Here is a 13,375-nt window from a genome sequence, read left to right on the forward strand (position 1 = left end):
CCGCCTGCCTGCAAAGTAACATTCCAGCCAGCCTTGCTTGCGGCCAGTGCGCTGGCTTTACTCACCGCTGCTACCTGGGGAAAGGTAGTTAGAGGCGGTTCGGTAGCTAACAGCGTTTGTAAATACTTGACGGTGCGGGCAGAAGTAATCACCACCCAGCTATACTCCCCGCGCCGTAAACTGTTTAGACACTCAGATATTCGCGGCTCGCTGACCGGGCGCGAACGGGTGACTGGAGCGCTAACTATATGACATTCCGGCAATTCTGCCTGTAGTTTTTTTGCTAGTGGGCGCGTTGGCTCTGCCGTAAGTGCCACTGTAAATGCCATAGTCGCCCTCCGAAAATAGTTTCCTGTTGCGGATATTAGCCACGCGCCTTAGCGGCGCCCAGGTCAGCAAGCTCGCCGCCCCCAGATTCTAGGAGGGCGCACGCCACGCTCTCACCCAGCTGACGCGCCTGGTCAAGCATCTCGGCGAAGGTTTTTTCCGGATCGGCCTGCAAGGAGTCACTGACACGTACCTCGCGAGTACCATCGAGGGAAATAATCGCGGCAGTAAGGGTGAGTATCCCCCGCTCCATCTGGGCAAAGGCCCCTACCGGCGCTGCGCACCCGGCATTCAGTTCCGCTAACACTGCCCGCTCCGCCGTAGAAGTAAGCGCAGTTGCCAGGTCATTAAGCTCTTCCAGCGCGGCCGCTAAATCAGGGTGGGCTTTAAGCACTACCTCTGAAACCTCCACCGCGAGTGCCCCTTGCGCTGGGGCTGGAAGCACCTGTTCAGGATGGAAACGCTCATTGGCGTAAGCGCCCAGCCCAATCCGATCCAAACCGGCCGCCGCCAAAATCACTGCATCCAAGTCGTGTGCGCCCTGCGAAATTTTTTCCCGAGTCTCCCGTCCATCAGTAAAGTCACCCTCAGGAGCGGCAATGCCTTTCACCCTGCCCAGGCGGGTAGGCACATTGCCGCGAATATCCACAATCTTGAGGTCGGGACGTAAAGCCAGGATTTGGGCGGAGCGGCGCGGAGAGCCTGTACCCACGGTGGCGCCTGGCGGTAAAGTTTCCAAAGTTAAACCGGGAGCGGCGCACAGGGCGTCCCGGGCATCCGCGCGGCTCGGAATCGCCGCAACTTTTAGTCCCGGAGCCTCCTGGGTGGGTAAATCTTTGAAAGAATGCACTGCTAAATGACAGTTTTCCTCCAAGAGTGCTAGGCGTAGTTGCGCGGCAAAAACCCCAACTCCCCCCAGTTTTTGTAAAGAGGCGCGGGAAATATCGCCGGCGGTGCGCACTTGCCGCAGTTGCACATTTAGTCCCTGAGCGCGCAAAGCGTTAGCTACGGTTTCCGATTGGGTTACCGCCAGGCGGGAAGCACGAGTACCCAAAACTAAAGCGTCCGAGCGCGCTTCGCTAATCCAGCCGGTACCGCGCATTTTAATCGTTTGCGCCTGACGGACTACGGCGGCAATCCCCGAACCGGCAACCCAAGAGCCTGCTAAATCCAGACCGGGATAGGCATGCAGGTCTTCTAGCAGCTTGGCGGTCATTTCCCGATGTTTAGGAGTGAAAGGCGGCAGGGAGCCATCCCAGTGAATAATCATCGAACCGAGCAGCTGATCCGGGGAAATCTGTACCCCCAGCAGCCGGGAAGCATCCTTTAACGCCCCCTCGACCGATACCGGAATCTCCGGCCCATTTGCCCAACCATAAGATACTCTCAGCAGGTGGCGACCTTTACCGGCAGCTTCTTCCGCCCACGGCCATTTGGAAGTGTAATGGGTGATAGCTTTCGCTCCCACACAGCCGTTCTCAATATCTGTACTGCTGGGGCGTTGTACCAGCATTCCGGAACCGCGCGGATTAGCATCCAAAGCCGGACAGTCCACAAATAGGGTCACGTGTGCTATCGGCCCGCCCTGGGGGAGCTCACCGACTTTAATCCCGGGCACTTTGCGCAGCATCGGTGCGGCTAAATAGCCTGGTAAAGCCACTATTACCTGTGGGACAGTGACCGTTACGGCTTCGCCAATGTTAATCGGGCTTGCCCCCGGGGTCGGCCCTGATTTGGTGTTAGAAACGGTGACTTTCCAACCTGCTGAGCCGGGCTGATTCGAGTCGGTAGCGGGACTGTCAGCGGCATCAGATTCATTTTCAACCGGTTTCAGTTCGAGGCCGCGCGCATGAGACAAAATCAGCCCCCCGCCCTCTTCAATACGCTGCGCTAAGGTTTCTACCAGGCGGAACATTCCTCCCTCGGGGGCGAGTACGGCGGGTTTGCCGGGCTTTAGTCCGCGCAAAGCGGCGACTGCTTTCACCAGCGAGCCGTGTTCTTTTAGGGCGGGACGCAGTCCGCGCAGCACGGTATCGGCGTTTAGGCGGTCGGTGCTTGCCGAGTGAATCCCCCCGGCAACGGGCGCAACTACTTTTTCTAAAACGGCTTTTCCTAGGCGGGCAGTTACCAGACCGGTTACGGTGGTTTCTTCCGCCCCTACCTGCGGTCCCATAGTTAAGTCCTCACGGGCGCGCTGCATTTCTGCTTCGCTAAGCGCTCCCACAATGCCTGGGTCATCTAGGCTGGCAGGAATCCCTAACATTCCGTGGGGAATCGGAAGCGCGCCCTCGGGGTGACCAGCGCGAGCGTGGTGAAAAATCCAGGATTTACCGCGGGGAGCCACCAGCGGTAAACCTAGCTCTGCGCATAAATCTTTAACTTCGCTAGCCCCGGCCGCGAAAGCCTCAGCGCCAATATCGAAGGTGAAGTCCCCAAAACGCCCCGAACAAATCAGGCCACCGGGTCGTCCTCTCTCCTCAATCACCGCTACCCGCGCACCCTGTTTTTGCAGAGTATAGGCGCTGGTTAAACCGGCCAGCCCTCCTCCGATAACCAAAACATCGTAATCTGCAAGCTGCTCAAGGGTCTCCATAACATCTCCGTCAGTGTGAGTATCTACTTTAATGAAAGTAGTGCAGTAATCAAGCAGATGCCAATAGTTGATAGCTAAAACCTTAGGTAACTAATTGGTAACGTTAAATTAAATCTATTGACATGACGTTCAAAATATTATTTATTTAGGTTAGCCTAATGCTACTAGGCGGTTTCGTATCCTACTAAGGAGTCTCCATGAAGAAGTCGATTGTAAAATCAACCGCAGTTTTTAGCGTACTGGGATGTGTGTCAGTGGTTTTATCGGCGGTTGTGGAGTTTTTCCTGTTTGTCGAGCTGTCAGAAAAATGGGGATTAAAATACGGCGCTATCTGGGGAATCGTGGGATGGATAGTTTTACTGCCGATTCTATTAGCTTGCTTGGTTACCTTTATTTTTGCATATAAGAACAGTTCTCAAACAGTAGCGAGCGATGAGATTTTCAGATATTTAAAAACCCTGGAAATATTGTTTTGGGCTACCGCATTATTGCTTTTAATAATCCCAGCACTTTATTGCGTAATACACGATATTGGGCATGTGACCATCATTTTAGCTCAGCTGGTCTGCCTGGTTATGTTCGGGCTTTTAGCGCTAGTTTTCCACCTAATTAGGGGGTATTTGCCGGTCAAAAGCTAAATTGGCGCTAGCCAGTAGCGTGTACCTGATCGACGATTTCTTGTAATACCGCCGGGTCTGCGTTCGGCGGTACCCCATGTCCCAGATTGACGATATGCGCGGCGGCCTGCTTGCCCTCGGCTAACACCTGATTGACGTGGTTGCGGCGTACCTCAGTAGAGGCAAACAAAACGGCGGGGTCAATATTGCCTTGCACCGCAAATTGGTCACCGGGGCCATGTTCGATTAGTTTCACGGCTTCACCTAGAGGTAGCCGCCAATCAACCCCGATACATTCTGCCCCGGCATCTCGCATCAAATCCAACAGGGAAGCAGCCCCTACCCCGAAGTGAATCACCGGTACTCCGTGGGCATGAGCAGAATCAATCACTACCCGAGAATGCTCAAGGCAATAGGTTTGGTAATCGGCGCGCGAAAGGTCGCCCACCCACGAATCGAAAACTTGCGCGGTGCGTGCCCCACCGGCAATCTGGGCGGCCAGGAACGCCGCCGACATATCCGCACACCAGCTGGCGAGCCGGTTCCAGGCATCCGGGTAAGAATGCATAAAAGCCCGCGCCTCCAGGTGATTCTTCGAGCGGGTATCCCCAATTAGGTAGGAGGCCAAAGTAAAAGGCGCAGCGGCGAAAGCAATTAGCGGAGTATCGCCCAGCTCGGCGCAAACCATTTGAGCGGCCTCGGTAATACAGCTTGAATCAAAACTCTTAAAACTGGTGAGGCGGTCTACGTCCTTAGGGCTCAGAATCGGATCGGCGAAAACCGGGCCTTTACCGGGGACAATCTCTACCTTTAAACCCGCCAGATATAGGGGGGTGACAATATCAGAGAAGAAAATCGCGGCATCGACCCCGTAGCGGCGCACCGGTTGCAGCGTTATTTCCGCTGCCAGTTCGGGAGTGGTGCAGGCAGTGAGCATATCGTTACCGGTGCGTAAGCGGCGATACTCGGGCAAGGAACGCCCGGCTTGGCGCATAAACCAAACCGGAGTTTTATCGGGACGCAGACCGCGAACGGCTTGCAAGAAAGAATTCTGCTCAGACATATTTCCATCATCTACGGCAAGTTAGGCGGGCGCAAAACAAAGCAAAACAAACCAGATTTAGGTCACCACCCCCTGTAAATATCGCGAGGTCAAAAGGGACTAACTTTTTATGACACATTTTCCGCATCTGTCTGTTGCGAAATAGCCTAATTCTTAGTGACACTCTGGCAGATAAGTATTCTTTTGCAACCCCCTGGACTGGGAAAACAGAAAAAAGTAAGACACGAGAGCAAACAAAACGCCCCGTCCTTTTCAAAAAATAAAAAAATGGTCTAATGAGCACGTGGGTCTTTCTTCCTATTCGGTACATCATCTCCGGCACGGGCTAAACGCCGTAGCCACAGCCGCCAGTACCATCGAAGGATTACCCAAAGACCTTTTGCAACGCCTGCCCGAAGTGCAGGGAGTGCTACCACTTTCCACCTGTAACCGAGTGGAAATAATCATCGAAACTGCACCCACAACCAGCGCTGAACAGCAAAAAGCAGTAGACAGCTATATCCAATCCCGGTTAGGTACCGACTGCGAGATTCGCCGTGACCGGCAGGTTTTGGAACATTTATTTACAGTCGCCTGCGGACTAGACTCCATGGTGGTGGGGGAACGAGAAATCTCTGGACAGCTGCGCCGCGCCCTCACCGTTGCTACCCAAAACCGAGTTTCATCTGCAACTATCACCCGTTCCTGCCAAGAAGCACTCAGCACCTCCCGCCGGGTTGCACATCTAACCGGGATAGCCTCCCAGGGACGTTCAGTAGTTGCCTGCGCCCTCGAAATGGCTGCTGAATACATAAATCCATTGGCAGGAACCCCCACGCTCTTGATTGGCACCGGTTCATATGCGGGAGCCACTGTGGCAGCACTGCGCGCCAAAGGGGTGCAAGATATTGCGGTTTATTCCACCTCCGGGCGTGCCGAACGCTTCGCATCTGGACACGACCTCGAAGCGGTAGCCAAAGACCAGCTAGTTACGGCTTTACAGGCAGCGACTTTAATTGTTACCTGCCGGGGTATGGGTGCGCCGGTATTAACAAAAGAGGAAGTAGGACGGGCTTTAGCGCTATCTAGCGGAGAAAAGACGATTCTCGATTTAGCTCTACAAACCGATATCGAGGACGGGGTAGCCGACCTTGAGCGGGTAAAAGTAATCAACTTAGAAGAAATCAGCGCTCACGTACCGGAAGCAGGAAAAGCCCAAGTCGAGCGGGCGGAACAAATCGTATCCGAGGGGGTTAAGAAAACCGAGCAGCTGTTAGCTGACCGCCAGATGGATTCGGTAGTAGTAGCGCTGCGCGAGAGTTTTCGCCAGATGCTGGCTGATGAAATCTCCCGCTTGCCAAATGGGGAATATATTGCGCGCGCAGAAGTCGAATATGCGCTGCGACACCTGGCGGCTCGTCTAGCCCATATCCCCACCATAAATGCTCATCGCGCCGGACGCGAAGGGCTGGGGCGCGAATACGTAAACGCCCTCCAACAAGTTTGGGGATTAGCTGTAGAAACACCGCCAAAATCGGGAGATACCGAACCTGCCTGCCCGGTAACCGGCTTGAAAGTTACTGAGGTAAAAAAGGACTCTCCAGGCGAAAAGGAGGCACGGTGAGCGAGATTTCTGCCCAATACGATGCGGTGATGCTGGTCAGCTATGGAGGGCCGCGCCAGATGGAGGACGTGTTGCCGTTTATGCGTAACGCGACCTCCGGGCGGGGAGTTCCTGACGAGAGGTTAAAACAGGTTTCCACCCACTATGGACGTTTCCACGGAATCAGCCCCATAAATGCGCGTAACCTGGAAATCCGGCGCGCCCTTGAACTGGAACTGAGCCGGCGGGGGGAAGAGATTGAAGTCGTAATCGGGAACCGTAACTGGCATCCCTTTATCCACGACACCCTATGCGACCTGGCTATGCGGGGGTTAAAACGGGTACTTTGTATTTTTACTTCCGCCTATGTTTGCTATTCGGGGTGCCGGCAATACCGGGAAGACTTAGCAGCCGCGAAATCCCAGCTACAGGCTCAGGATTTATCGCTGGAACTAGATAAAGTGCGCGCCTACTACACTACTGAAGGCTTCGTAGGAGCCTATACGAAACTGCTGGTAAAAGAGCTACAGAATCTAGAAAAAGACAGTGAACCTCTCCCCTATGTCGCCTTTGTGACCCACTCGATTCCCAGTGCCATGCAGGAATGCTCTGGTCCTGCCGATAACTGCCGCCCCGACTATGTGCGCCAACACCAACAGGTATGCTCCGAGGTCGCGGCGAGGGCGAGTAAAGAGCTAGGACGGGAGCTGAACTGGGATTTGTCCTATTGTTCCCGCTCCGGGTCACCGCGAATACCCTGGTTAGAGCCCGATATTAACGACCGCTTAGCACAGCTGAAAGCAGAGGGCGTAACTGACGTAGTCTGCGTACCTATCGGGTTTATCTGTGACCATATGGAAGTGGTTTACGACCTGGATACCGAAGCCAAGGAAACAGCTGAACAGCTGGGACTTAATTATTTGCGAGTGCCAACGGTAGGTACCGAGCCGGGCTTTATCGGAGCGCTCGCGGATTTGGTGACCGAGCGCGCTCAGGAAAAAGCAGAGGGCGAGGTCGCCTATGCCCAAGATGCTTTAGAACCCCGATGGCCAGCCTGGGCGCCTCCCGGAGATTCTAGAGGCAGCAAAAATGCTATTGACCTGCCTGTTGAGTTTGAAACCAGAAAAGATTAAACAGCTAATAAGCGAAAGCTAAAAGGAGAAAAAATGGCTCATCCAATGCCTAATGATGTATCCCCCGATCCTCGCGATTACAAGGTAGATCCCGAGGAAGTTAATTCCCGCAACAATTTTTCTATGCACGCGGTTTTTGAACTAGCTTTGCCGCTACCCGCCCAGGAGGCAGAGCGAGCAGCTATGGCGCGCGAACTCGAGGAAACCATCTCAGAATTGGGAGTAACCGTACGCGGCTGGTATGACGTTGCCGGTTACCGCGCAGACGCTGATTTAATGTTCTGGTTCCTAGATGAATCAAATGACAAGCTACAAGCTGCCTACCATGCGGTATTGAACTCGCGGCTAGGAGCCCACTTGGTACCGGTGTGGTCGATTATGAGCGCTCATATGACTGCGGAGTTCAATAAGCCCCACCTGCCTGCCTGCTTCGGTGGTTGGGCGCCCCGTGCCTATGCGGCGGTTTACCCGTTTGTGCGTTCCCTCGAATGGTATTACCTGCCCAAGGCTAAACGCAGTGCCATGCTCGCCGAGCATGGTCGCAATGGCGCAGGTTACCTGGACGTAGCGGTTTCTACTTTGGCGACCTTTGCGCTTAATGATTACGAATGGTCAGTGACCCTAGAATCCGATGACATTAATCGGATTATGGGGGTACTGCGTCAGCAGCGGGACTGTGAAGCTCGCTTACATGTCCGCCAGGATACGCCCTTCTATACCGGCAAGCGGATGGAACTAACCGAATGGATACAGCGACAGCGTAACGAAAAATAGCTAACGCCACTTTGTCTTAATTATTAGGCATTCCCTCTTCAATCCATTCCCAGATAGGGGGATTGAAGTCCCAGGTAGCTGCGAGAAATTTCCGAATACCCCAGAATGTAGAAAACACGCCGCCCCTCAGGTGGCATATGTCACAACAAGCGAGTAATGTTAAAGCGGTATGTACTTTTCGTTAGCTATCGATATTTTCTGTAAGGAGTGATTAGCTTGGATTCGTCCTTTCTAGCCAGAGTTCCCCTGTTCGAGGGACTAAATCAGGACGCGCAAATGCGCCTATTCTCTATGATGGGGCAAACCACGTTACGACGTGGAGAAAACCTGTTTGAAGAGGGCGACGATGGCGACCGTTTATATATTGTGGCCGAAGGGAAAGTGAAACTATCCCACCAGTCCCCTGACGGTCGCGAAAACCTACTAGCGGTTTTAGGACCTGGTGAAATTCTGGGCGAGCTCACCCTTTTTGATCCGGGACAGCGTTCCACTACCGCCACGGCGGTATCTCCAGCGCGTCTAGTGTTCCTAAACCATGCTGATTTAATGGACTTCCTGGACGATAATCCTTCATTGGCGAAACATATGCTCAAAGCGCTGGCAAAGCGCTTGCGCCGCACCAACGAGGCGCTAGCCGACCTGGTGTTCTCCGATGTCCCCGGCCGGGTTGCGAAAGCGCTCCTGGATTTGGCTGACCGTTTCGGAATCCGTACCGAGGACGGTATTCACGTTCCCCACGATCTGACTCAAGAAGAGCTGGCGCAGCTAGTAGGGGCATCACGTGAAACCGTAAACAAATCCTTGGCAGAGTTTGTTTCTCGTGGTTGGATACGCCTGGAAGGACGCGCTGTTACCTTGATTGACGTTGATCGCCTAGCCAGGCGCGCTCGCTAAAAATAGGGTTAATGCTCTAAAACAGAGCATTAACCCTATAGCCCCACAATCAGGTGACTAAAACTTTTGCGGGGGGTGGCAACCATTTGGTTGCCACCCCCCGCAAACTATTAGCATCTAGGCAAACTAGCTGGCAGTCACCTTGTTATCTTGGCTATCGTCTGCCGCTTTAACTTTGCGTTCGATTAGGTAATCTTTACGTCCCGCACGACGAGCACTATGGGAAAGGAAAGCTATTCCCAACAGGGCTAGACCGGCAAATAACAACATTCCAGAGCCACCCGACCATGCCAAATGATGTGCAATATTACTAGGCAGAGCCTGATAGAAATGACCTTGCTGACCAGCATTATCCAAAGCGGTCAGGAACGAATCCAATGCCGCAGCGGTTTTAGCGGGCACAACCAGGAAGAAAGCTCCTCCCACGGTGAGCAGCAAACCGGTAATAAAAGCTCCTAAAGAAGAGAATCTTGCTATTAACAGCAAAATAAACACCGCTATCAGAGCGAACGCTACCTCTAGCCATTGACCAGCATCAAGAGCAGAAGTGGGCAGTAACATTTCGCCCCCGCGCGTACGTAGCCGGGTTGCTACATCCAAAACCAAATACCAGGTAACTGGAACAAGCAGTATAAAAAGCAGTAATGACCAAACATGAGCCGCTGCCCGCGACGGTACCGTAGGTTTAACAGTTGCGCCCTCGAAAATCGTGTCCTCAAAACTCTTTTCCCGCTGCGCAGTGGTTAAGACCTCTTCAGGTTCAGTTTCCTCGACTGAATCCCAATTCGGGGAATCATCTTTTGCAGGAGCAGGGGCATTATCCTGTCCATTAAGCAGCGAATAACGGCGTTCAGCAGTGCTTTCCACCTCTTTCGCAGTTACCGGTTCGCTGAAGGAAGAATCTTCCTCTACCTTGGGGGTGCGTTCAGTAAGTGATTTACGCTGCGGAGCCGGCGCATCAATATCGCCACCGGAATTATCTGAAATCTCCGGTTCGACCTCTGCTTGCGGAAGAGGGCTTTCTTCCTGCTTGGGGAAGTCGTCCTCACTATCGTCTGCACCGGAAATTACGTTATCCACGTGATCTAGCTTCCCCAGGGATTCATCTTCCTCGCTAGAGGGCGAAGACGCAGGATTGAAACCATCACCAGCGATTAAGGAATCATTTCCAGGAGCAGCAGGAGAAGCGTGTTCACCAGGAATCAAGGTATCTTCGGGAGCTTGTTCCTCTTCAGAATCTTCACCTACGAACCAGGTGCGGGTAGTTAAGTCGTTCTCCGGCTCGTTATTACTCATCTGACCTCCAACGAAATTGTGCAGTCTATACAACCCCACAATAGAATACGCGGACTATTATCGGTGCTAACCGCGCCGAGTAACCTGGAAAAAGTCGCTTTGTGCGCTATCAGATAAGCAGATTACTGTCTAGAGTTAATCGAACTAATCCAGCAATTCGTGCCGCACAATAGTTGCGGAGCGGTCAGCGCCTACCCCGATTACACTGATGCGGCACTCAGACAGTTCCTCTAAACGCAAGATGTAGTCGCGAGCCTTAGCGGGCAAATCCGCAAAAGTCTGGCAACCGGTAATATCTTCTTTCCAGCCAGGCAGCATTTCATAAATCGGCTGGGCGTGATGGAAAGAAGTCTGATCAGCAGGCAAATCATCAAAGCGCTGACCATCGACATCGTAGGCTACACATACTGGAATCTGTTCATAGCGCGAAAGTACATCTAACTTGGTGATTACCAAATCAGTAAGCCCATTAACCCTAGCGGCATAGCGAGCAACCACCGAATCAAACCAGCCGGTGCGACGTGGTCTGCCGGTAGTTACCCCGAACTCCCCACCCGCCTGACGCAAGTCCTCGCCCTCTTGACCAAAAAGCTCTGTCGGGAAAGGGCCTTCCCCAACCCGAGTGGTGTAAGCCTTCGCGATTCCAATCACCCGGTCAATGCGGGTCGGCCCAATCCCCGCTCCTGAACATGCACCACCGGCGGTGCAAGAAGAAGAAGTAACAAAGGGGTAAGTCCCGTGATCAATATCTAGCATCGTGGCCTGACCGCCCTCTAAAAGCACGGTTTCCCCGCGATTTAACGCCAGGTTTAGCTCTTTAGTGCAATCAAAAACCATAGGACGCACTCTCTCGACATAAGAAAGCAGCTGGTCGGAAATAGCTTCCGGGTCAATGGGGTTCTCTGAGAACTGTTTTTCAATCACAAAGTTTTTACCCGACAAAGCCGAGCGAACTTTCTGCCGCAAAATCGATTCATCAAATAAATCCTGAATGCGCAGCCCTATCCGGTTCATCTTATCCGCATAGGTAGGGCCAATCCCCCGACCGGTAGTACCAATCTTGCGTTCGCCCAAAGACCGTTCTGCCAGTCCATCCATGACCTTGTTGTAAGGCGGAATAATATGAGCATTAGCGGAGATGCGCAGCCGAGAACAATCCACCCCGGCATCTTCGAGCATTTTGATTTCCGCAAACATTACCTCTAAATCAACAACCACCCCATTACCGATAACCGGGGTCACGGTAGGGGAAAGAATACCGGCGGGGATAAGATGTAAACCAAATTTTTGATCCCCTACTACAATGGTGTGACCAGCGTTATTGCCGCCGTTAAATTTCACCACCCAATCCACGCTCTGACCGACCAGGTCGGTGACTTTACCCTTTCCTTCGTCTCCCCATTGGGCTCCGACAACAATCAGTGCGGGCATGAACTATTCCTCTCGAATAAGGATTTTTGCAAGGCTGCTGGCTAGATTTACCCGGCAGCCTTGCACACTTACTATCCGAGTTTATCTATCTTGCCCTCGAGTTGGTAGCCATGGTGCGGTAGATGAAACCTGAGAGAGCGGAAAAGGCGAGGAAGCGTTCTAGGAAACCGGGCAGACAAAGTTCTACCCTAGGGCTGCTTGCCGATACCATGGGGCTATGAGCCTTCGGATATATGATTCTGCCCGTCACCACATCGTGGACTTTGAACCGGTGAAAGCCGGACACGTGGGCATTTATTTATGTGGCGCAACTGTGCAAGGCTCTCCCCATATAGGACACGTGCGTTCGGCGATTGCCTTTGACGTGCTGATTCGCTGGCTGCGCCGCAGCGGTTACCAGGTAACCTATGTGCGTAACGTTACCGATATTGACGACAAAATCTTGAATAAATCCGCCGAGGCTGGCTGGCCCTGGTGGGCATGGGCGTACCGCTTCGAACAGGAGTTCGCGGCCGCCTATCGCGCCCTCGGGGTGCTTCCTCCCACCTATGAACCGCGCGCCACCGGGCAGATTCCCGAACAAATCGCCCTCACCCAGCGTCTCATAGATGCCGGTCACGCCTATAGTGATGGGAATGGAAACGTCTATTTTGATGTTAAATCCCTCAAAGACTACGGCTCGCTGACCCGGCAAAAGCTCTCCGATATGCGCACCACCGAGGACGAGAGCCAAATTGATAACCAAACCGAGGCGGGCAAACGCGATCCGCGGGACTTCGCCCTCTGGAAAGCCGCAAAACCTGGCGAGCCGGATACTGCTAAATGGGATTCCCCCTGGGGTAAAGGTCGTCCCGGCTGGCATTTAGAGTGCTCGGCAATGTCACGGCGCTATCTGGGCGAAGCTTTCGATATTCACGGGGGCGGCATTGACCTGCGTTTCCCCCATCACGAAAATGAACAGGCGCAATCTCACGGTGCCGGTTGGCCATTCGCAAAATACTGGATGCATAACGCCTGGGTAACTATTAAGGGTGAGAAAATGTCGAAGTCGCTGGGGAATTCCCTGGTGGTTTCGGAAATCTTGAAAACCACGCCGGCTGCGGTGTTGCGGTTAGCCTTAGGGACTACCCACTACCGTTCCACCGTGGAGTATTCCCCGGAAACCTTGGAACAGGCGGGCGAAACTTGGAATAAGTTTGCTTCCTCCCTGGCGCGTTTTGCCCAGGCTGCTCCCGAGGTTGCTGAGGTCAGTGCCCCAGAGTTAGCAGTGACCTCCCTCCCGGAGGCTTTTTGCGAAGCTATGGACGATGATTTAAATATCGCGGCTGCTCAAGCGGTGATACACGAGAAAATTAAGCAAGCTAATACTGCGTTTGAAGCCGGGAAAACTGCCGAGGGCGCAAAGGTAGCCATCCAGATTCGCGCCATGCTAGAGATATTGGGGCTCGATCCTCTCTCGGAGCAGTGGCGGGAAACAGACAGGGGTAGTGATTCTGCCACTGCTGCTTTGGAAAAGCTCGTAGCTGAACAGCTAGAACAGCGACTTCAGGCACGTAAAGAAAAGGATTGGGCGCGCGCGGACGGGATTCGTGATTGCTTAAGCGCGGCCGGAATAGTAATAGAGGACGGAGCTGCTGGCTCCACCTGGTATTTAAGTTAAGGTTT

Annotated in this window: 11 protein-coding genes; 6 read left to right on the forward strand and 5 right to left on the reverse strand. The window is 53.3% G+C overall.

The window, feature by feature from the left end:
• On the reverse strand, nt 1-329 hold a 329-nt coding region (locus QZT94_RS00495; RefSeq protein WP_296773083.1), incomplete at its 3' end, for a uroporphyrinogen-III synthase.
• 35 nt (nt 330-364) lie between these two features.
• Complete coding sequence (gene hemC, locus QZT94_RS08870) at nt 365-2,920, reverse strand: hydroxymethylbilane synthase (protein WP_363928416.1); 2,556 nt, start codon at nt 2,918-2,920, stop codon at nt 365-367.
• Nucleotides 2,921-3,117: 197 nt separating this feature from the next.
• On the opposite strand from hemC, the gene QZT94_RS00510 reads away from it, so the two are divergent.
• A complete protein-coding gene (locus tag QZT94_RS00510) occupies nt 3,118-3,558 on the forward strand; it encodes a hypothetical protein (RefSeq protein ID WP_296762691.1) in 441 nt (146 codons plus the stop codon).
• Nucleotides 3,559-3,565: 7 nt separating this feature from the next.
• Here QZT94_RS00510 and hemE read toward each other — a convergent pair whose 3' ends face one another.
• Nucleotides 3,566-4,600 (reverse strand): uroporphyrinogen decarboxylase, encoded by a 1,035-nt coding sequence (hemE, locus tag QZT94_RS00515; protein ID WP_296762693.1) that lies wholly within the window; start codon nt 4,598-4,600, stop codon nt 3,566-3,568.
• Between the two features lie 283 nt (nt 4,601-4,883).
• Here hemE and QZT94_RS00520 point away from each other — a divergent pair, with 283 nt between their 5' ends.
• From QZT94_RS00520 to QZT94_RS00535, 4 genes are all read left to right on the forward strand, one after another.
• Nucleotides 4,884-6,203, forward strand: coding sequence for a glutamyl-tRNA reductase (locus QZT94_RS00520; RefSeq protein WP_296762696.1), 1,320 nt, complete (start codon nt 4,884-4,886; stop codon nt 6,201-6,203).
• Nucleotides 6,200-7,315, forward strand: a complete 1,116-nt coding sequence (gene hemH, locus QZT94_RS00525) for a ferrochelatase (RefSeq protein ID WP_296762698.1) — start codon at nt 6,200-6,202, stop codon at nt 7,313-7,315. Before QZT94_RS00520 ends, hemH begins: the two co-directional genes overlap by 4 nt.
• Before the next feature lie 33 nt (nt 7,316-7,348).
• Nucleotides 7,349-8,089, forward strand: coding sequence for a hydrogen peroxide-dependent heme synthase (gene hemQ / locus QZT94_RS00530; RefSeq protein WP_296762701.1), 741 nt, complete (start codon nt 7,349-7,351; stop codon nt 8,087-8,089).
• Between the two features lie 210 nt (nt 8,090-8,299).
• Entirely contained in the window at nt 8,300-8,983 is a 684-nt protein-coding gene (locus tag QZT94_RS00535) for a Crp/Fnr family transcriptional regulator (protein ID WP_270626148.1), read from the forward strand.
• Between the two features lie 126 nt (nt 8,984-9,109).
• On the opposite strand, the gene QZT94_RS00540 is transcribed toward QZT94_RS00535, so the two are convergent.
• Both QZT94_RS00540 and QZT94_RS00545 read right to left on the reverse strand, forming a co-directional pair.
• Nucleotides 9,110-10,279, reverse strand: coding sequence for a hypothetical protein (locus QZT94_RS00540; protein ID WP_296762703.1), 1,170 nt, complete (start codon nt 10,277-10,279; stop codon nt 9,110-9,112).
• 144 nt (nt 10,280-10,423) lie between these two features.
• Nucleotides 10,424-11,710: an adenylosuccinate synthase gene (locus tag QZT94_RS00545; RefSeq protein WP_296762705.1), complete on the reverse strand. Its 1,287-nt coding sequence runs from the start codon at nt 11,708-11,710 to the stop codon at nt 10,424-10,426.
• Between the two features lie 217 nt (nt 11,711-11,927).
• Between QZT94_RS00545 and cysS the strand changes: the two genes are divergently transcribed.
• The gene (gene cysS, locus QZT94_RS00550; RefSeq protein WP_296762707.1) at nt 11,928-13,370 is read left to right on the forward strand and encodes a cysteine--tRNA ligase; all 1,443 of its coding nucleotides are present in this window, start codon (nt 11,928-11,930) and stop codon (nt 13,368-13,370) included.
• Nucleotides 13,371-13,375: the final 5 nt, after the last annotated feature.

This window comes from Varibaculum sp. (genome assembly GCF_008661855.1).
Classification (GTDB): Bacteria; Actinomycetota; Actinomycetes; order Actinomycetales; family Actinomycetaceae; genus Varibaculum; species Varibaculum timonense_A.